Origin of the sequence: Bowmanella dokdonensis, assembly GCF_017254865.1 — a bacterium.
In the GTDB taxonomy this organism is placed as follows: Bacteria; Pseudomonadota; Gammaproteobacteria; order Enterobacterales; family Alteromonadaceae; genus Bowmanella; species Bowmanella dokdonensis.
In genome coordinates this window covers 42,377-61,592 of record NZ_JAFKCV010000006.1, presented here as the reverse complement: position 1 = coordinate 61,592, position 19,216 = coordinate 42,377, and the positions used below count along the sequence as shown (strand labels likewise).

General features: G+C 55.5%; 22 protein-coding genes. 15 read left to right on the top strand and 7 right to left on the bottom strand.

Translation table 11 applies throughout. From position 1 onward, the window contains the following. Positions 1-7: 7 nt before the first annotated feature. Together J0A66_RS12120 and J0A66_RS12115 are read left to right on the top strand one after the other, a co-directional pair. Positions 8-553, top strand: coding sequence for a hypothetical protein (locus J0A66_RS12120; protein ID WP_206574087.1), 546 nt, complete (start codon positions 8-10; stop codon positions 551-553). Next, positions 543-1,904: a sigma 54-interacting transcriptional regulator gene (locus J0A66_RS12115; RefSeq protein WP_206574086.1), complete on the top strand. Its 1,362-nt coding sequence runs from the start codon at positions 543-545 to the stop codon at positions 1,902-1,904. The genes J0A66_RS12120 and J0A66_RS12115 overlap by 11 nt, the downstream gene beginning before the upstream one ends. An 85-nt stretch (positions 1,905-1,989) precedes the next feature. Here the strand turns inward: J0A66_RS12115 and ftsX are convergent, their stop codons facing one another. The 3 genes from ftsX to ftsY are packed head-to-tail and all read right to left on the bottom strand — an operon-like array spanning position 1,990 to position 4,872. Then, complete coding sequence (gene ftsX / locus J0A66_RS12110) at positions 1,990-2,970, bottom strand: permease-like cell division protein FtsX (RefSeq protein ID WP_206574085.1); 981 nt, start codon at positions 2,968-2,970, stop codon at positions 1,990-1,992. Continuing rightward, the gene (ftsE, locus tag J0A66_RS12105) at positions 2,954-3,655 is read right to left on the bottom strand and encodes a cell division ATP-binding protein FtsE (protein WP_206574084.1); all 702 of its coding nucleotides are present in this window, start codon (positions 3,653-3,655) and stop codon (positions 2,954-2,956) included. The genes ftsX and ftsE overlap by 17 nt, the downstream gene beginning before the upstream one ends. After that, the gene (ftsY, locus tag J0A66_RS12100) at positions 3,652-4,872 is read right to left on the bottom strand and encodes a signal recognition particle-docking protein FtsY (protein ID WP_206574083.1); all 1,221 of its coding nucleotides are present in this window, start codon (positions 4,870-4,872) and stop codon (positions 3,652-3,654) included. Before ftsY ends, ftsE begins: the two co-directional genes overlap by 4 nt. Before the next feature lie 87 nt (positions 4,873-4,959). On the opposite strand from ftsY, the gene rsmD reads away from it, so the two are divergent. Then, positions 4,960-5,544, top strand: coding sequence for a 16S rRNA (guanine(966)-N(2))-methyltransferase RsmD (gene rsmD, locus J0A66_RS12095; RefSeq protein ID WP_206574082.1), 585 nt, complete (start codon positions 4,960-4,962; stop codon positions 5,542-5,544). 17 nt (positions 5,545-5,561) lie between these two features. Beyond that, positions 5,562-5,933 (top strand): diacylglycerol kinase, encoded by a 372-nt coding sequence (locus tag J0A66_RS12090; RefSeq protein ID WP_206574081.1) that lies wholly within the window; start codon positions 5,562-5,564, stop codon positions 5,931-5,933. Between the two features lie 31 nt (positions 5,934-5,964). On the opposite strand, the gene J0A66_RS12085 is transcribed toward J0A66_RS12090, so the two are convergent. Together J0A66_RS12085 and J0A66_RS12080 are read right to left on the bottom strand one after the other, a co-directional pair. Beyond that, positions 5,965-6,546 carry a YjaG family protein gene (locus J0A66_RS12085; protein ID WP_206574080.1) on the bottom strand — a complete coding sequence of 194 codons (582 nt, stop codon included), beginning with the start codon at positions 6,544-6,546 and terminating at the stop codon, positions 5,965-5,967. Further along, on the bottom strand, positions 6,547-7,134 hold the full coding sequence (locus tag J0A66_RS12080; protein WP_206574079.1) for a YhgN family NAAT transporter: 588 nt from the start codon (positions 7,132-7,134) through the stop codon (positions 6,547-6,549). Between the two features lie 205 nt (positions 7,135-7,339). On the opposite strand from J0A66_RS12080, the gene J0A66_RS12075 reads away from it, so the two are divergent. Then, positions 7,340-7,522: a MerR family transcriptional regulator gene (locus J0A66_RS12075; RefSeq protein ID WP_206574078.1), complete on the top strand. Its 183-nt coding sequence runs from the start codon at positions 7,340-7,342 to the stop codon at positions 7,520-7,522. A gap of 45 nt (positions 7,523-7,567) precedes the next feature. Here J0A66_RS12075 and pepB read toward each other — a convergent pair whose 3' ends face one another. After that, complete coding sequence (gene pepB, locus J0A66_RS12070) at positions 7,568-8,851, bottom strand: aminopeptidase PepB (RefSeq protein WP_206574077.1); 1,284 nt, start codon at positions 8,849-8,851, stop codon at positions 7,568-7,570. 91 nt (positions 8,852-8,942) lie between these two features. Here pepB and sfsA point away from each other — a divergent pair, with 91 nt between their 5' ends. The 8 genes from sfsA (at position 8,943) to J0A66_RS12030 (ending at position 15,997) form a co-directional block, all read left to right on the top strand. Further along, positions 8,943-9,641, top strand: coding sequence for a DNA/RNA nuclease SfsA (gene sfsA, locus J0A66_RS12065; protein ID WP_338143890.1), 699 nt, complete (start codon positions 8,943-8,945; stop codon positions 9,639-9,641). Between the two features lie 166 nt (positions 9,642-9,807). Next, a complete protein-coding gene (gene dksA / locus J0A66_RS12060) occupies positions 9,808-10,257 on the top strand; it encodes an RNA polymerase-binding protein DksA (protein ID WP_206574075.1) in 450 nt (149 codons plus the stop codon). A gap of 336 nt (positions 10,258-10,593) precedes the next feature. Beyond that, entirely contained in the window at positions 10,594-11,472 is an 879-nt protein-coding gene (gene gluQRS / locus J0A66_RS12055; protein ID WP_206574074.1) for a tRNA glutamyl-Q(34) synthetase GluQRS, read from the top strand. A gap of 133 nt (positions 11,473-11,605) precedes the next feature. Beyond that, entirely contained in the window at positions 11,606-12,955 is a 1,350-nt protein-coding gene (gene pcnB / locus J0A66_RS12050) for a polynucleotide adenylyltransferase PcnB (protein WP_439098866.1), read from the top strand. Then, a complete protein-coding gene (gene folK, locus J0A66_RS12045; RefSeq protein WP_206574073.1) occupies positions 12,952-13,470 on the top strand; it encodes a 2-amino-4-hydroxy-6-hydroxymethyldihydropteridine diphosphokinase in 519 nt (172 codons plus the stop codon). Before pcnB ends, folK begins: the two co-directional genes overlap by 4 nt. 59 nt (positions 13,471-13,529) lie before the next feature. Beyond that, positions 13,530-14,324 carry a 3-methyl-2-oxobutanoate hydroxymethyltransferase gene (gene panB, locus J0A66_RS12040; protein ID WP_206574072.1) on the top strand — a complete coding sequence of 265 codons (795 nt, stop codon included), beginning with the start codon at positions 13,530-13,532 and terminating at the stop codon, positions 14,322-14,324. Positions 14,325-14,333: 9 nt separating this feature from the next. Beyond that, entirely contained in the window at positions 14,334-15,188 is an 855-nt protein-coding gene (gene panC / locus J0A66_RS12035; protein WP_206574071.1) for a pantoate--beta-alanine ligase, read from the top strand. 59 nt (positions 15,189-15,247) lie between these two features. Then, complete coding sequence (locus J0A66_RS12030) at positions 15,248-15,997, top strand: hypothetical protein (RefSeq protein ID WP_206574070.1); 750 nt, start codon at positions 15,248-15,250, stop codon at positions 15,995-15,997. Here the strand turns inward: J0A66_RS12030 and panP are convergent. Further along, a complete protein-coding gene (gene panP, locus J0A66_RS12025) occupies positions 15,930-17,540 on the bottom strand; it encodes a pyridoxal-dependent aspartate 1-decarboxylase PanP (protein WP_206574069.1) in 1,611 nt (536 codons plus the stop codon). The two genes, J0A66_RS12030 and panP, sit on opposite strands and share 68 nt — an antisense overlap. Positions 17,541-17,732: 192 nt before the next feature. On the opposite strand from panP, the gene J0A66_RS12020 reads away from it, so the two are divergent. Both J0A66_RS12020 and J0A66_RS12015 read left to right on the top strand, forming a co-directional pair. After that, complete coding sequence (locus tag J0A66_RS12020; protein ID WP_206574068.1) at positions 17,733-18,446, top strand: EAL domain-containing protein; 714 nt, start codon at positions 17,733-17,735, stop codon at positions 18,444-18,446. Positions 18,447-18,516: 70 nt separating this feature from the next. Continuing rightward, positions 18,517-19,194 (top strand): nitroreductase family protein, encoded by a 678-nt coding sequence (locus J0A66_RS12015; RefSeq protein ID WP_206574067.1) that lies wholly within the window; start codon positions 18,517-18,519, stop codon positions 19,192-19,194. The last annotated feature ends 22 nt before the right edge of the window (positions 19,195-19,216 follow it).

The window sequence follows — 19,216 nt, the reverse complement described above, 5'->3', positions numbered from 1 at the left end:
GGGATGTTTGACCCTTGTCCTTCTGGCCCTGATGCTGCTATCAGGATGTAAGACTTTGCCGTTGGGTGAACGGGCGCCTGTGATCGACGGAATGACGGACAGCACCGAAGGCTGGCAGGCGTATTATCTGGCAATACAGTCAATGGATGAGCAAAGCTTGCGGGATGAGGTGGCTAACCAGCAGAAGCTGCAGGCTCAGGGTGGGTCGGCGGCCCGACTGCATCTGGCATTACTTTATAGCCTTCCGGAGTCGGCGGTTGGTGACCCGGCGCTGGCGAGAAAGGCATTGAGAGCCCTGTCTCAAGATGGCGAAATCCAACTGGCCGGACTGCTGAAACTGCTGATGGATCAACTGGAAGCCCGAATGGGGTTGCAACAGCAACTGGCCGACTTGCAATCCAGGCTTCAGCAGCAAACCCAGCAGTTGAAGGAACAGAAGCACGACAATCTGTCCCTGAAGGAACAAATAAACGCATTGGAACAACAATTGCAGCAGCTTAAGGCAATTGAACAGAATATCTTAAAGAGGGAAGTGGTAGGCAATGGCAACTGAAGCAGGGGCAAAACGCGTATTGGTGGTCGATGATGACCCTTCTTTACTCAAACTGATCAGCATGCGCCTGACCGGCGCGGGTTATCAGGTGGAGAACGCCGACAGTGGGAAGCAGGCGTTGGGCATACTGGAGACCTTCAATCCGCATCTACTGATCAGTGACCTGCGTATGGAAGGCATGGACGGCATGGCGTTGTTTGCCGCTACACGGGAAAGATATCCGGGTTTACCCGTCATTATACTGACCGCCCACGGCACGATACCCGATGCCATCGAAGCCACCAAAAAAGGGGTCTTCTCTTATCTGACCAAGCCCTTTGACAGCCAGCAATTACTGACCACTGTGGCCGATGCTATCCGTCTGCATCCGACCACCGGTAATGACAAGGCAGACAAAAAGGACAGTGACTGGCGTGAAGCGATCATCAGCCGCAGCGCCAAGATGGAGGAGCTTTTGCAGCAGGCCCACCAGGTGGCTGACAGCGACGTCAGCATTCTGATCCACAGCCAGAGCGGCACAGGTAAGGAGTTGCTGGCCAAGGCTATCCACCTGGTCAGTGACAGGAAGGACGGTCCTTTTATTGCGGTGAATTGCGCCGCCATCCCTGAAACCTTATTCGAATCGGAACTCTTTGGTCATACCAAAGGAGCCTTTACGGGCGCCAACCGGGAGCATGTCGGCCTGTTTCAGGCGGCCAACGGCGGCACCCTGTTTCTGGATGAAGTGGGTGATATGCCGGTCGCTTTCCAGGTCAAGCTGTTGCGGGCCCTGCAGGAGCGTGAAGTCAGGCCGGTGGGGGCTACCCAGCCCATTCCCATCGACGTGAGAATTATCAGTGCCACCCACAGGGACCTGGAAAAAGCCATTCCCGAGGGGGAGTTCAGGGAGGATTTGTATTACCGGCTGAATGTGGTCGAACTCAGGCTTCCCCCCTTGTCAGAGCGGCGGGAGGATATTCCGTTGCTGGTGAATCACTTCCTCAGCCAAATCCAGGCAAGGAGTCGCAAGCAGGTCACAGGGTATTCTGATGAGGGCATGGAGTTGTTGATTGCCGCCCCCTGGCCGGGCAATGTCCGCCAGTTACAGAATGTGGTGGAACAAACGGTAGCGCTGTGCAACGGCCCCCTTATCCCCGCAGAACTGGTGCAAAAGGCCTTGCGTGACAAACCCAGTGCGCTGCCCTCCTTTGCCAGGGCGAGGGATGAGTTTGAGCGGCGCTACCTGGCGGATCTGCTCAAGGCCACCCAGGGGAATGTGACCCAGGCAGCCAGGATTGCCGGACGCAATCGCACGGAGTTTTACAAGCTGCTGGACAAGCATCACCTGACCCCGGATGCCTTCCGGGAATAATGAGAAAAGGTAAGGCGGACCGACCTCGTCAGCGGGCTGGGCCACGTCAGCGCACCGCAGTCTGTGGCCCATGAGAACCGATGGACTATTTCGGCTCGATGGCACGAATATGCTTATAGACGGATAGCAGCGAGCCGGCCAGACCCAGGCATACCGACAACGCCAGCATGATCAGCAGGGCCTCGCCCTGCAGGCCGCTGAGGTTGAACTGGGTCTGATAAAGCTGGGCTACCTGATTGATACTGTCCTCCATCCACCAGAGCAGCAGGGCGACGGTCACCCAGGCCATCAATCCGCCGAGCAGTCCATACCAGAAGCCGGTATACAAAAAAGGACGCTGGATAAACGCGTCGGTGGCACCGACCAGCTTCATCACCAGAATCTCATCCCTTTTGTTAAGGATGTTCAGCCTGATGGTATTGCCTATGATGAGGACCACGGCCAGGAACAGCAACAGGGCTACCACAGTGACCAGTTCCTTGGCGATGGCGACCAGACCATGCAGGCGCTCCAGCCATTGGATGTCCAGTTGTCCCACCTCGACTTCCCGCTCATTGCGCAGTTTGTCCAGCAGAACGCCGGCCGCAGTCGGTGAGGTGTGCTTGCTGGTGGGAGTCACCAATATGACATCCGGCAGAGGATTCTGATCCAGATAGTTGAGTGCATCGCCAAAGCCGGAAATCTCCTTGAACTCCTGCATCGCCTGGTTCTTATCGATATGTGTCAGGCTGTCGATCTCCGGCCACACACTCAGCCGGGTTACCAGTTGCTGAATATCGGCAGGTTGGGTATCTCGATGCAGAAACAGGGTGATTTCAGAGGCCTGCTCCCAACCGGCACTGACCCGCTCTGTGTTTTTGAGCAGGATATACAGGGTGCTTGGCAGGGTGATGCTCAGGCCCAGCACAGCGATGGTCATCATCGAAGCGCCGGGGCTACGCCACAGTTCTCCGAGGCTGGCAAGCGCCTGGCGAACATGACTGACAAAAAACATCATCAGACGCTGGGTGGCGGAAATGCTGGTGCGCTCAGCTCCCTGGCTGCGCCCTTTAAATAACAGGCTCATCCAGATCTCCAGGCCAGTCTTCAGTCAGTCCATCCGTGATCATCTGTCCTTTTTTAAGGGTCAGGGTGCGATAGCGCATCCTGGCTATCAGTCCCAAGTCGTGGGTAGCGATCAGCACGGCAACCCCTGCCTGATTGAAGTCTTCAAACAGTTTAATGATTTCCATGGACAGTTTAGGATCCAGGTTGCCGGTGGGCTCGTCAGCCAATAACAATGGCGGCTTATTGACCACAGCCCGGGCAATGCCGACCCGTTGCTGTTCCCCGCCGGACAGGGCGATGGGCAGGCTTCTGGCCTTGTCGGCCAGGCCCACGCGCTCCAAAACAGTGCTGACCCGCTTGCCAATCTCCTTGTGGGAGTACCCTTCTATAATCAGTGGTAAGGCCACATTGTCGAAAACGGATTTATCCATCAGCAACTGGTGACTCTGGAATATCATGCCAATGTCCCGTCGTATGTAGGGGATCTGCCGCCGCTGGATATGGTTGAGATCGTGGCCGTTGATCAGCACCTTGCCAACCGTGGGACGCTCCATGATGCTGATGAGCTTAAGCAAAGTACTCTTGCCGGCACCGGAATGGCCGGTCAGAAAGGCCATCTCTCCCGGCGTGATATGAAAGCTGACCTGCCTGAGGGCCTGCTGGCCGCCCGGGTAGGTCTTGCTTACCTGCTCGAAGCGGATCATGCCGTTTCCGGCTCGGCAAACAAGGCCTCGACAAACTGCGGTCCGTCGAAAGGCCGCAGATCTTCTATGGCTTCACCCACACCGATATAGCGGATTGGCAGAGCAAATTGATCGGCCAGGGCAAATATAACCCCGCCCTTTGCTGTACCATCCAGTTTAGTCAGGCACAGACCGGTCACTCCCACTGCCTGCTGGAACAGACGGGTCTGGCTGATAGCATTTTGCCCCGTGCCGGCATCCAGCGTCAGCAGCACTTCATGGGGTGCATTTTCATCCAGTTTTTTCATGACCCGGACAATTTTTTTCAGCTCTTCCATAAGATGCTCTTTATTCTGCAGGCGTCCGGCAGTATCTGCGATCAGCACGTCCACCCCGCGGGACTTGGCTGACTGCAATGCATCGTAAATAACAGAGGCGCTGTCGGCCCCGGTATGCTGGGCGATGACGGGTATTCTGTTGCGCTCACCCCAGGTCTGTAACTGTTCCACCGCGGCGGCCCGGAACGTATCCCCTGCAGCCAGCATCACAGACTTGCCCTGCTGCTGGAGTTGCCTTGCCAGCTTGCCGATGGTGGTGGTCTTGCCCACCCCATTTACCCCCACCATCAGGATGACGAAGGGGCCATGGCTGGTACCGACCTGCAATGGTTCACTGACCCTGGCCAGCATGTCGCTCATTTGTTTCTTCAGCAGCTCATAAAGGGCTTCGCCATCTTTAAGCTGGCTGCGGTTAGCGACGTCGGTCAACTGACCGATGATTTTGCCTGTGGTATTGATTCCCACGTCGGCTACCAGCAACTGGGTTTCAAGTTCCTCGAACAGTTCCTCGTCTATTTTTTTACCCTTGAACAGGCTGGTGATGCCTGAACCAATATTGGAACTGGTGCGGGAAAGACTCTCCTTGAGCCGGGTAAAGAAACCGGTTTTACTGATTGGCTCTGGCTCTGGCTCTGGCTCTGGCTCTGGCTCTGGCTCTGGCTCTGGCTCTGGCTCTGGCTCTGGCTCTGGCTCTGGCTCTGGCTCTGGTTCTGGCTCTGTTGTCAGAACTTCCCCAATCTGTTCAGTATTTTTTGGGGAGGGCGCTGTACGCTGTTCTGATTCGTTGGAATCCTGACTGTTTTCCTGCGGGGATTCGGTAGGCTGCTCGGTGTCATTTGATTCTCTGTCACGCTCTGGTGCAGATTTGTCTTTGCTGAACCAGCCGAAAAACTTTGACATGGGTATTGGGAATCCTTTGAAAATCGTTGGGTTATCGGATCAAGCCGATTAGACTGTGCGCAATCATAGCATCTCTTGAATTGACAAATGAAGCGAGCCGTAAAAAGCCGCCCCGCAGCCATGGGTTCGATTCGGATCATTGCCGGACGATGGCGGGGCAGAAAACTGCCGGTGCTGGATCTTGAGGGCCTCAGACCCACTACGGACCGCACCAGGGAAACCCTGTTCAACTGGCTGGCCCCCCATGTGACGGACTGCTGTTGCCTGGATGGCTTTGCCGGCAGTGGTGGATTGGGTTTCGAAGCTCTGTCCCGTCACGCCAAATCGGTGCTGTTTGTCGAAAAAGATCAGCGTGCGGCGCGCCTGATTGAAGACAACGTTCGCCTGCTTGGCGTCAACAACGAACAAGCCAGAGTATTGAACTGTCCTTTGCAGAGCTTTCTCAGCCAGACCACTGAACGGTTCGATCTGGTGTTTCTCGATCCGCCCTTTTTCCAGAACCTGCTGCAGGATTGTGTGGATTTGCTGGACAGCAAAGCATTGCTAAATCCGGGGGCCCTGATCTACCTGGAGACCGAACCGGGCCTGTCCCCGCAACTGCCGGCCACCTGGTCCTTATTCAAGCAGAAACAGACTGGCCAGGTTAATTACCGGCTGTATCAGTACCAATGAAAAAGGAGTCCCTCAGGATGGAAAAGCCCAATGGGCGCGGTTTCAGAAGGTTGCTCAAAGCGACCCACTGTTCCATTGACGGTCTGGGTTATGCCATTCGGCATGAAGCGGCTTTCAGGCAGGAACTGCTACTGAGCCTGATACTGGTACCGCTGGCGTTTTGGCTGACCCGGGATCCGGTTGAGCTGTTGTTGCTTGTCCTGCCGCTGTTGTTGCTGCTGTTGGTTGAGTGCCTGAACAGTGCGGTGGAAGCGTCCATCGATCGCATCAGCACCGTCAGCCACCCGTTGTCCAAACAGGCCAAGGACCTGGGCTCGGCCGCGGTCTTTATCGCCACACTGATGGTTGTGGTCAGTTGGCTGGTGATCGGCCTGCCTAAAATGCTGTAAGCCGTTGGATAAGGCGCCGGCCTGGCTGTCTCTATTCCATCTCAAGACCAATATTGCTCATTCCCTCTTCCCTAGCCATGGCTTTTAATGCCTGGATACTGTCTTTTTGACGGTCGCATTGCGCGATACGGTCCAACAGCTCACTCTGGAAATCGATCTCCCATTGCATCAGGGGATGAGCCTTAATGGCATCGGCATCCAATTGCTCTTCACTGGTGGCCTCAATAAAGGCCTCCACTGATCCCTGTGATAACTTACTGATTACCACGGCTCCCTGTGGATCGTCGCCCATCATCAGCATCAGCAGGGCAGTCATGGACATGCAGACATCAATGGCCGGATAGACGCCAAAGCCAACAAAATCTGCCGCATCCGGCACCGCTTCTTCCACTCTGTCCAACTGGACCTGCAGATTGACCCTGGCCTTGGGATTGGCAAGCCAGTCCCAGACCGTGTTCAGGCAGTTACGATATTGTTCGGGCTCGCCGAAATCATTCAACTCACAAAAAAGTTGATAATTGGGCAGGCTGCGCTCCAGCAAAGTGGCGCCAAAAGCTACAGCCCGCCAATCGGAAAGGTCTCTGACCCGTTGAAAAGTATTGAGTTTACTCATTTATTTATCCAGGTAACTGGCAATGCCATCGAGAAACATCTGGATGGAAATCATTACCAGGATCATGCCCATCAGGCGTTCCACGGCTATCAGACCCCGTTCGCCCAGCAGACGATGGAACAGACCGGAGAACATCAGGATAGCGGATGACGCCAGCCAGGCGGAACCGGCAGCGATAGTCCAGTCGGTCATGCGACTGGGATCCTGGTTGGCTATCAGAATCAGGGCGGCCAGCAGAGAGGGGCCCGCCACCAATGGGATAGCCAGCGGCACCAGAAAAGGCTCGCTGTCCAGGGGCTGGCTGACCGTACCACCGGGTTGAGGGAAAATCATGCGTAGTGCAATCAGGAACAGGATGATGCCACCGGCGATACTAACCGTTTCCTGCCGGACATTGAGGAAGTCCAGCACCGCCTGGCCGCTGTACAGAAACAACAGCATGACTCCCAGAGAGAAGATAAGCTCCCGGGCAAGGATAAAACGCCTTCTTTTTGGGGCGATACCTTTGAGTACCGACATGAAAATCGGCAGATTCCCCAGCGGATCCATGATAAAAAACAGCATGATGGCCGCAGACCAGGTATCCATCTTGCCCCCTTGCATTAAATAACTGCGCGAAACAGCATTATCTGTTAAAAAAGGCTGACTTTCAGTAAGTTAATAATATTTATCCGAGGCGCTGTGCGGATCATGGGGAAATTTTCCTGTATCAGGTGGTGCAGACGTTGTCAGATGGGTGTTCAGTAAACATAAGGTTATACTAAGCAATGTTTTTGGGAATGAGGAAAGATTCATGAGCTTGATGTCCGTTTCTGAGGTGGCAGAATATCTGGGCGTTCAGGAGATCCGCGTTGAAAGGCTTGAGCGGGAGAGCCTGCTGGTTTCAAAAGATAAGGACGCTGAGGGTAAGCCGTTATTCGATAAGGATGACGTGCAGCGTTATAAGGAATTTGCCGAAAGAATCGGCGGAATCTGAGCCCGGGAATAAAATTGGTATGGGGGAGCATTCTCCCCCACAACATCAGGCTTCCAGTAAGGCTCTGGCAATAGTACGGATACCCTGGGCTGAGGCGCCGGCAGGCATGGTGGAAGTGGCCGTGTTGTTGAAGGCTGAAGCCAGATCTATATGTACCCATCCCTTACCCCGGTTAGGCACGAATCTCGACAGAAAACCGGCTGCATTGGAGGCGCCACCCGCCCCACCGCCTTTCATGGGGCGGCTGTTGGCGGTGTCGGCATAGGGGGAAGGGCACATTTCCTGATGCCAGTTTTCCAGTGGCAAGGGCCAGGCCGGCTCCTGCTCCTGCTCGGCAATCTGGCGAATTCTGTCCTGCGTGTTCTTGTCCAGCGCAAATAACGCATTGTATTCGCCGCCGAGTGCCATGATGGCCGCTCCCGTCAGGGTGGCTGCATCGAGAATCAGGGGGGCACCGGTTTCGCCTGCGGCCATCAGTCCATCGGCCAGTACCAGGCGACCTTCTGCATCGGTATTGACCACCTCGACCGTGACCCCGTTTTTGTAGGTGAGAATATCTCCCAGCTTGTAGGCATGGCCGCTGATCAGGTTTTCCGCGCAGCACAGGAATAGTTTTACCCTTTTGTTCAGGCCTTGCATGATGGCCAGGCCAAGGCCGCCGGCGACAGTTGCGGCGCCGCCCATGTCACATTTCATGCTCAGCATCCCTTCACTGGCCTTAATGCTGTATCCTCCGCTGTCGAACGTAATGCCTTTACCCACCAACGCGGCGGCCACCGGCGCATCCGCGTCGCCGCTAGGGTTGTAGTCCAGCTCCAGCAACACGGGTGGGCGATCGCTGCCACGGCCAACATGGTAGATACCGACCCAGCCGGCCTGTTTCAGAGCCTCCCCTTTTATGCTGCGGGCAGTGACCGCCTTACCAGCCAGACCGGACAACCAGTCGGTGACTTCATTGGCCAGGCTTTCCGGGAAGATATCTTCCGGTGTGCGATTGATCAGCTGACGGGTAAAAAGCATGGCCTGGTATTGCTTTTCCAGTACTGATTTATGCTGATCTTCACACCAGTGAAAGCGGGCCTGTTTCTTCGGATTGCTGAAGCTGCTGGCAAAGGCCCACTGCTGTTCCTTCTGCCAGTCCCCGGCAAAAAGAATTTCTTCAGGGCCCAGTCCGTCCAGCAATCTGGCGGCTTTACGTATGGTCCGTAACTGACTGCTCGTCTCGCCCGCTATGTGGATGGTTGCCGAGTTGGCATCGAAAGAAAGTGGGCCGCGGCCCCAATGTTCTTGTGGGCTGTCTGGCGAGAGTCTGACCTGCATCTGGGACATGAATGGCTCCTGTTATAAGATACCGGGTTCTTACAGCCCGGCAGAATGTCCCAGTATTCTAACAGCAACCCAAGAGCCCTCAAGTCATGCAATTCCACCCCCCCTTGTTCCCGGCACCCTAATCAAGCGCTACAAGCGTTTTCTGGCAGATGTCGAACTGGACTGTGGCAGGGTTGTCACGGCCCATTGCGCCAACACCGGTGCCATGACAGGTTGCGCCGAACCTGGCTTTAGGGTGTGGCTGTCCTATCATTCTGATCCCAGTCGCAAGCTGGCATACAGCTGGCAACTGGCAGAGGACTTTGCCGGAAACCTTATCGGCATCAACACGTTGCGAGCCAATCAACTGGTCCGGGAAGCGTTGGAGGAGGGCCGGATCGGGGCCCTGAGTGCCTACCGCCATATCCGTCCGGAGGTGCGTTATGGTGAGCAGCGCAGCCGTATTGACCTGCTGCTGAGAGAATCAGGATTACCGGACTGTTATGTGGAAATAAAATCCGTCACGCTGCTGAATAAAGAGCAGGGCTTTTTCCCGGATGCCGTCACTGAAAGAGGCCGCAAGCACTTGCAGGAATTAATGCAGGTACTTAAGGCGGGACACCGGGCAGTATTGCTTTTCTGCGTACAGCATACGGGCATTACCTCCGTGAGGGTGGCTGAACATATTGACGCGAAGTATGCCGCTCTGCTGGCCGAGGCCCGCCGGCAGGGCCTGGAAATACTGGTTTTTGGCTGCCAGATCAGTCCTGAAAAAATGCTATTAAATCAATCACTCGATTTTGTCGTTTAAAAAAAGGGTTGATTTTTCCCCACCAGGGACCATATTTGGCAATCTGTTTTTGGCCGATAGGCCGCTGTTGAGGCGGCGTATTAGCAATTGCCTGCCATTTGGCTTTCTGCTATAGATAGCCGCTTGCGCAATTTGGCCCTGTAGAGCTGTTTAGGAGATGTGGCTGATGCCAACAGAAAATACCAACAAAACGCTTGGATTGCTGGCACTTGCCGGACTTTCCCCTTACCAGGAGAAAGCCGGCGAGGAGTATATGAATGACAATCAGCTTGAGCACTTTCGTCGCTTGCTGAGGGCATGGCGTGATCAATTGCGTCAGGAAGTTGATCGGACCGTACACCATATGCAGGATGAGGCAGCCAACTTCCCTGATCCGGTGGACAGGGCTGCTCAGGAAGAAGAGTTCAGCCTGGAGCTGCGTACCCGGGATCGGGAACGCAAGTTGATTAAAAAGATTGAAAAAACCCTCAAGAGAATCGAGGAGGATGATTTTGGTTTCTGCGATTCCTGTGGCATCGAAATAGGTGTTCGACGCCTCGAAGCCCGCCCCACTGCAGACCTTTGTATCGACTGCAAGACCATGGCAGAAATCAAAGAAAAACAAATGCAAGGGTAAAACCCGGTCGCCGCAGGCGACGAGGAGTGACTTAACGTCACGCCTCGAGGGTTTTACGGGAGGCCGTGGATGGCCGACCTGGACCCAAGCTCCAGGGAAGGATTGAATCGATAATCCTTAGTGCCGACGGTTTCTACGAACAGAGTACGCCAGAGGCACCAAGGAGTGGCTTAACGTCACGCCTTGAGGGGTTTACCACAGGCCGTGGCGGCCTTCAGTAAACCCGGCCCGGCTCTCAGACCCCTAGGTGGCTGGGAAAAGCCAAAGTTGCACAGAAGGCGGAAAGCATTGCCGCCTTTTCATTTAATCAGCTAAATGGCTGACGACTGATAACGAATGCCTGCTTACTCCCATTACACCGGCCGTTTTGCCCCTTCTCCTTCAGGTCCCCTGCATTTTGGTTCCCTGATTGCTGCTGTGGGCAGTTATCTGCAGGCGAGGAAACAAGATGGACGGTGGCTGGTCAGAATCGAGGATATCGATCCGCCGCGGGAAGTGGCCGGCGCCGTATCCGCCATTCTGACCACTCTGGAAGCCCACGGCCTGCACTGGGACGAGTCCGTCAGTTACCAGAGTCAGCACAGCCAATTTTATGATGACGCCCTGACGCAACTCAATCATCAGGGGCTGAGTTATTACTGTCGCTGTACCCGCGCCCAGATTCGGAACTGGGGTGGACACTACCCCGGCGCTTGTCGTCACAGGACTTTATCAGCCCAAAACAGCGCCTTACGATTCTATAATCGCCAGCCCCAGACAGAATTCACTGACGACCTGCTGGGGAAAATAGAGATACCTGAGCCTATTGCACAGGAGGATTTTATAGTTCGCCGCAAGGACGGACTCTATGCCTATCAGTTGGCAGTGGTGGTAGATGATATCCGCCAGGGCATCACGCAGGTGGTGCGTGGTGCGGATCTGCTGGAGACCACTGTCAGTCAGATAGCGCTGTATCGTGCCCTGGGGGCAACGCCGCCCGCTTGGTTGCATCTGCCCGTCGCGTCAATCCGGCAGGGCTTCAAGCTGAGTAAACAGAATCATGCCCCGGCCCTGCTTAATCACGAGGCGATGATGAATCTGCACAAGGTACTGGTGTTTCTGGGCATGCACCCCGGGGCCGTCAGCGATTATGCTTCTCCTGCCGCTCTGCTGGAGTGGGCTGTTGCCAACTGGTCTGTAACCAGCCTGCCAAAGTGCCGAGAGATATTGATTTGACCATGTCTGGCGCAGATTCTCTTTTTGCCAAGCCTGGTATATCATTAGCGCCCATTTTTTAGTCTGACCGGCCGGTCCCTGGCCGTGCCGTAGTTGTGGAGACAGAACTATCATTTCCCGGGTTATCCATAAGGTGAAGCAGGTCTTTTCCGCCAGTCATGCGCCAGTCCGTCTGGCCCCAGTGCATATTCCCCGCAGCGAGCATGGTGTTTCCCGCCAGGACATCAGTGACAATGCCCTCAAAGTGCTGTACCGGCTGCACAATGCGGGTTATCAGGCTTACCTGGTAGGTGGCTGCGTTCGCGATTTGTTGTTGGGACTGCATCCCAAGGATTTCGATGTGGCCACCAATGCTGAACCCGAACAGGTCAAGGCCCTGTTCCGGAATTGCCGTTTAATTGGCCGCCGTTTTCGTCTGGCCCATGTGGTCTTTGGCCGGGAAGTCATAGAGGTCGCCACGTTTCGCGGTCATCACGTTCAGGACGAGGAAGAACAGGATGACAAACTGGGCAAGCGTAGCGAAGAAGGCCTGATCCTGCGCGACAATGTATTTGGCGGCATTGAAGAAGATGCCGAGCGACGGGATTTCACCGTCAATGCCATGTATTACAATATTGCCGATTTCAGCATCACCGATTTTGCCGGTGGTATGAAAGCCCTCAAAGAGCGAAAAATCCGCCTGATTGGCGACCCCGAAACCCGCTATCGGGAAGATCCCGTGCGCATGCTCAGGGCCGCGCGCTTTGCGGCCAAACTGGATATGCAGATTGCCCCCGAAGCAGGCAGGATGATTCCCGAGCTGGCCTCTTTGCTGGCCAATATTCCCCCCGCCAGGCTGTTTGAGGAAGTACTCAAGCTGTTTATGGCCGGCAAGGCCCTGCAAACCTACAAATTACTGCAGGAGTATGGCCTGTTCGGACAGCTGTTTCCCCAGTTGCAACCCATGCTGAAAGTGCCCGGCAGCAAGGAATGTCAGTTGCTGGAACAGGTACTGATCAATACGGATGAGCGGATCAATAATGAGCAGCGGGTCACACCGGCCTATATCTTCGCGGCGATGCTCTGGTATCCCCTGGAAGCCCGTTGTGCGCAATTGCAGGCAGAAAGCGGCCTGAGCGCCTACGATGCATTTAATATGTCCGTCAATGACGTGCTACATCGCCAGCAGCAGCGCATTATGATCCCGAAAAGGTTCACCCTGCCAATTCGCGATATCTGGATGTTGCAGAACCGCCTGCCGAAAAGATTCGGCCGCCGGGCCTACCAGATGCTGGAACATCCAAAGTTCCGTGCCGGCTATGACTTCCTGCTGCAGCGGGCAGCAGTGGAAGGTGGCGAACTGGAAGAGCTGGCAGGCTGGTGGACCGAATTCCAGGATGCCGATCAGGATGAGCGTCGCCGGATGCTGGATGCGCTTCAAACCAGGGACAACAAACGCCCGGGCAGACGTCGCCGTCCAAGAAGCAAGAAACCCGCTCAATGATCCCGTGCTACATCGGTCTTGGCAGCAATCTTGATAATCCCGCCAGGCAACTGCTCGTTGCCCTCAAGGGCATGCAGACCATGGCGGCCAGTCGCCTGACCCATTGTTCGTCTTTTTACCAGAGCCGTCCCATGGGGCCGCCTGATCAACCGGACTATGTGAATGCGGTGGCCCGCTTGGAAACATCCTTATCAGCAATGGAACTGCTTAGGGCCCTGCAGGCATTGGAAAAGGCCAGCGGCAGGGTGCGCTCCCTGCGCTGGGGGGCCAGAACCCTGGATCTGGATGTACTCCTGTATGGAGATCAGGTTATCCATAACGAGGCGTTGACCGTACCCCATTACGGCATAGCCGAGCGTGAGTTTGTGCTTTGTCCTTTACAGGAAATCGCTCCGCAACTGGTATTGCCAGACGGGCGGAGCCTGGCCGAACTGGTGGCTTCCTGCCCTGTGCAGGGGATGCAGGTAATCCGGCAGCAGGCCGAGGTTTGGACATCTTTGGCTGGATCCGTATAGTAGCTCGACATCGCAGCCGGTGTGTTTGATCCCCGCCGGTTGAAAGCAGGAGTGACCTCATGAAAAAAGTGACAACCTCAACCCTGATGAAAATGAAACAACAGGGCGAGCGTATCAGTGTTATCACGGCTTATGACGCCAGTTTTGCCAAGCTGTTCGATGAACAGGGCATGGAAGTCATCCTGATCGGTGACTCCCTGGGTATGGTGCTGATGGGTGAAGACAGCACCCTGCCGGTGACAGTGGAGCAGATGGCCTACCACACCCGTTCGGTGCGAAAGGGTACACAGCGGGCGCTGGTGGTGACCGATATGCCCTTCATGTCCTACGCAACCACAGAGCAGGCCTTTGCCAATGCTGCAGCCCTGATGGCCGCCGGCGCGGAAATGGTCAAGTTGGAAGGTGGCGCCTGGCTGCTCGACACCATTGCCGGGCTGACGGAGCGGGGTATTCCTGTCTGTGGCCATCTGGGCCTGACACCGCAGTCGGTGCACAAGTTCGGTGGTTTCAAGGTGCAGGGGCGGGACCAGCAGGCTGCCAGCCAGATGCTTGAACAGGCCAGGCAACTGGAGCAGGCCGGCATTCAATTGCTGGTGTTGGAATGTGTCCCCAGAGAACTGGCTGGCCGTATCAGCCAGGCGCTGAATATTCCGGTCATTGGTATTGGCGCAGGCGTCGATACGGATGGTCAGGTTTTGGTCATGCATGACATGTTCGGCATCAGCGCCAACTATATGCCAAAATTCTCCAAGAATTATCTGGCCGTCACCGGTGATATCCGTAAAGCCGTAACGCTTTATATCGAAGAGGTGAGAAACGGCAGTTTCCCCTCCGACGAACACAGTTTCAGTTAGGAGCACCCCATGAAGGTCATCAGTGACATAGTGGCTCTGCGTGAGGCCAGACGCCGCTGGCAGATCGAAGGCAGGGCCATCGGCTTTGTGCCGACCATGGGTAACTTGCATCACGGCCATCTCCACCTGGTCAGGAAGGCCCGTGAGGCCGCTGACATAGTGGTCGTGTCGATCTTTGTTAACCCTTTGCAGTTCGGACCGGACGAAGATCTGGCCGCCTATCCCCGTACCCTCAAACATGATCTGGCGGCGCTGGAATCCCTGGGCGTCGATGTGGTGTTTACGCCCAGTGTGGAAGACATCTATCCCCGCGGGTTGGAGCAACAGACCTTTGTGGAGGTGCCGGGCATCTCCTACATGATTTGTGGCGCCAGCAGGCCGGGCCATTTCCGCGGCGTGGCCACCATCGTCTGCAAGCTGTTCAATATGGTACAGCCTAACCACGCTTTTTTCGGTGAAAAGGATTACCAGCAACTTCAGGTCATCAAGGCCATGGTCACGGATCTGTCCATGAACCTGAAGGTCCATGGCGTGCAGACGGTTCGTGAGGCCGATGGCCTGGCCATGAGCTCAAGGAACAACTACCTGACCACAGAAGAGCGCGAAACAGCGCCGGCCCTGTATCGCAATTTGCGGGAGATAGCCGACGCCATTCAATTGGGCAGGCGTGACTTTTCCAGGCTGATTCAGGAGCACAAACAGAAGTTGCTCGATGCGGGCTTCAAGCCTGATTACATCGAAATACGAGCTGCCGACAGTCTGTTGCATCCAAGTCATGAGGAGGTGCAACTGGTGGTATTGATGGCTGCGTTTCTCGGCCGGGCCAGACTCATCGATAATATCCGCGTGGAGCTCAAGGACTAATTGGCGGCGCTGGTGCCAGCGCCTACACTCTGAACAGATCTGGTGACCGGGGGATGGGTGTGAGTATTGTATGTTTGAGGTGCCGGCCGGTTATCTGGCTCGCCACACTGCTGTCGATACCTGCCATGAGCCAGGGATGGGACAAGCCACCGCTGTTGTTCAGTCATGTTGAACATCCACAGATTGAATTGATCAAGCCACTGCTTAAGCAAGCCTACAACAGCCTGCAGATTCCCATCGAGTTTGTCGCCATTCCCCCGGAGCGGGAATTGCGTGCGGTGGAACGTGGTGAGGTGGACGGCATCACGGCCCGCACCGGCTTTATTGAGAGCGGGCTAAGCCACACCTTCAGGGTTCCCGTTTCCCTTCTGGACGTGAATATCTACCTGATTTGCCGTATCGGGGTAGTCTGTGATCCGCAGATGCTCAATGAACCTCTTGTGTCAGTTGCGGTTCCCAGTGGGGACTCTATCGCCAGGTTAATCCTCAAAGATCGTAAAGCCTTGGCGCTGGAGCTGACCAGCAATGATCAACTGATCGAGTTGACCGGCCTGGGCAGAATCGACTTTGCCCTGTTTGCCGTCGTGGCCAGCCGCGAGGAGTTGCTGGCCGACTATCGGGTGCAGGTGGCGCAGCCGAAGATTTTACAGACCGGTGTTTATCATTATCTGAATGAAAGGCACCGCCATCTTATTCCTGCAGTAGAGCCGGCCCTCCAGAAGGCGCTGCGGGACGCTTCCCTCATTGGCAGTGCCGGGACAACTCAGGATCCCAGTCCAGATTCCTGGCGATACGAACCTGCTCGTTAAGGACTGCCTGCAAATCCTGTTCTGTGGTCAGGGGGTTGGCCAGCACCACACGAAAGACATTAATCGGCTGTTGCGGATAGCGATCCGTTTCAAAGCGGGTGCGGGAGACGAATGAATGGCCGGACTCCCGTTGATGCTTCTGGATGGCAACTGTCAGTTCGTCCAGCAAAGGATTCACCTGCTCTGCCAGTTTCGGCTGGTGCGCCATTTTTTCCTGTAACGCCGCAGGGCAGTACCTGTAGGTTAACAGGCAAAGGGTAGGGGCGGTGGTCAGCTCAAACTCCGGGTGCTCATCTATCATGGCGGCGAAGGTTCTGGCCATGGCCAGGCTTTTATCGATCAGTAATTCATAGCCGGCGCGACCAAGAATGTGCAACGAGGCATACAACATCATGGCCATGCCGTTGCGGCTGCCTTCCAGACTGGTAGCTCCCAGATCCTTGGAGCCCTGGCGCAGGATATACTGGGCATGATGACGCACTGCGTTGCCCGCTTTGGGATCGCGAAACAAGACCATGCCGGCCCCCATGGGGACGTACATTTGCTTATGGGCATCCAGGGTCACAGAATCGGCCCGCTCGATACCCTTTAGCAATTCTTTGTGTCGTCTGGAAAATAAGGTTGCGCCACCCCAGGCTGCATCCACATGCAGATGACAATCCAGTTCCCTGGCTACATCGGCCAGTTCGTCCAACGGATCGATATGGCCGGTTTCGGTCGTGCCTGCGATTCCCACCAGCGCCATTACCCGTCCCCCCTGCTGCCGGATGCGTTTGCCTTCGGCTAACGCCTGGGCCGGATCCAGCCTTTGTCCGGGGCAGGGCAGCGTGACCAGTTGCTCACGGCCCAGTCCCAGCACATCCACCGCCTTGCCGAGGGAATAATGGCCCCGCCGGGAGCTGACGACAACAAGTCGCCGGTAGCCGTAATGGGCCATGGCGGCCGACAGGCCTTCACGGTCAATGCCGCGAAACCCTTCTGTTGGCGCCAGTAAACGGTTTCTGGCTACCCACAAGGCGGTGATATTGGCCAGGGTGCCGCCGCTGCAGAAACTGCCCAGTGAATGATCGGCACTATGCAGATGCTGCTGGTAGAATCCTTCGTCCTGCTCAAACACCAGTTGATGCATCATGCCCAGGACCTGCCGCTCCAGCGGTGTAAAGGCCTTGGACGTTTCAATCTTGACCAGGTTCTGGTTCAGGCCAACCATCAGCTTGGCCAGACTCAGATGAAAATAAGGCAGGGCCGACGTCATATGGCCGATGAAGCGTGGCGAATAGGTATTGACCGAATTGGCCACCAGCTTGTTCAGCAGCATGTCGGCATGCTCAGAGACGAATTGCGGCTGCTGGGGAATGCTGCTGACCTTGAAGTCCTGTTCGATCTCCTCCAGCGAGGTATCACTGGCCACCACATGACGGGAGAGAAAATCGGCCAGATTGTCGGACAGATGCTGTTCGATCTGCGACAGGCGGGAATCTCTGCCCTCAGGCTTTGTGAACACCCGCAGCAGGTGCTCGTGGCTGGCTTTGGCTTGACTCACTGGCTGACTCTTAGTGGCGAAAAGAACCGGCACTTTACCCTAATTACCCCGATTCCGTCATCCGCCGGCACATGCCAGTTATACTCCGCCTGCTGCCATAAAGAGGCGGAATGCCTCAATCTCCTGAAATGTTTGACAATTCTGTCCTTGTCGCTGCTATATTGAGCGTACTGCCGCCAATTCTTGCCCTGAATGCGAATCAAACAAATAGCCGGAGCCTTTGATATTGAACGCATCGTGCCCTATTTCCAGCCGATTATGGACCTGGAGCACCATGCGGTCTGGAGTTATGAATGTCTGGCCAGGCTGGTCACCGACAAGGAGCAGACATTTCTGCCCAGCGAATTTTTATACCTGGTTGAACGGGGACAATGCTTCGGGCAACTCAGTCAGCGGATCTTCCATGCCAGCGCCGAGTATTTTCGCAACAATAATATGGCCTGGAGCATCAATATCAGTCAGCAGGACATCGTCGAGTCCAAGTTGGTGCGCTTTCTGACCGACTTTCTGCCGGAATATCCTAATCCGGGACGCATTACACTCGAACTGATGGCCGCCACGGCCTTTAACCATCGCAATGAATTCAAATCTTTCCTGCAGATGTGCAAGACACTGAACATTCGCCTTTTTGTCGATCATTTTGGCGCCATTTCGAGCAATATCATGACAATACTGGAGCTCCCCATTGATGGCGTGAAAGTGGACGGCGCCCTGATTAAGCAAATGGCCAGGAGTCAGGAAACCATGGATTTTGTCAGCCACCTGCAGCAACTGGCCGAGGAACGGGATATTGCCGTGATTGCCGAGCATATTGAGGACAAATCTTCCCTGCAGGCGGTCAGGAGCCTGGGAATCCGCTATGGACAGGGTTTTTACTTCAGCAAGCCACAGGCGTTTCTTAACTGACGCGTCCGGCTTGACGCCTTTGATGAGCAGGATAAGAATGGGTCAACAGGATTAAAAATGGGCCCCAGTCATGCAAGAACACGCCTCAGTGCCACTCGAGGATTTTATCGAATACCCCGCCAGCGAGATGCTGAAACGAGCACGGGACTTTTATGCCACATGCAGGCGGCGCCATTCGGTCAGGGCTTTTTCAGACCGCCCCGTTAACCGGGAATTGATTGAAACCTGCCTTCGTGCTGCCGGTACAGCCCCCAGCGGCGCCAACCATCAGCCCTGGCATTTTGTGGCCATTGGCAGCGCCGAGGTAAAGAAGCAGATCCGGGCCCAGGCTGAGGCACTGGAGCAGTCTTTTTACCAGGGCCGTGCTGGTGAGGAATGGCTGCAAGCCCTAAAGCCCCTGGGTACCGATGCCAACAAGTCATATCTGGAAGTGGCGCCCTGGCTGATTGCCGTGTTCAGTCAGAAAAAGGGGGGCATCCATGCCAGCGACAAGCAGCAGAATTACTACGTTCATGAGTCTGTGGGACTGGCCACCGGCTTTCTGATTCAGGCCCTGCACCAGTCGGGACTGGCCACCCTGACCCACACACCTAAACCCATGAGCTTTCTAACGGAGATCTGTGGCCGGGATGCAGACAACGAGCGCCCGTATATGCTGATCGTGGCCGGCTATCCCGCCGAAAACGCCACAATTCCTGAGCATGCCCTGGTAAAGAAAGAGTTAAACGAGATAGCCAGCTTCCTCTAAGAGCAGGGATGTAACCCCATTC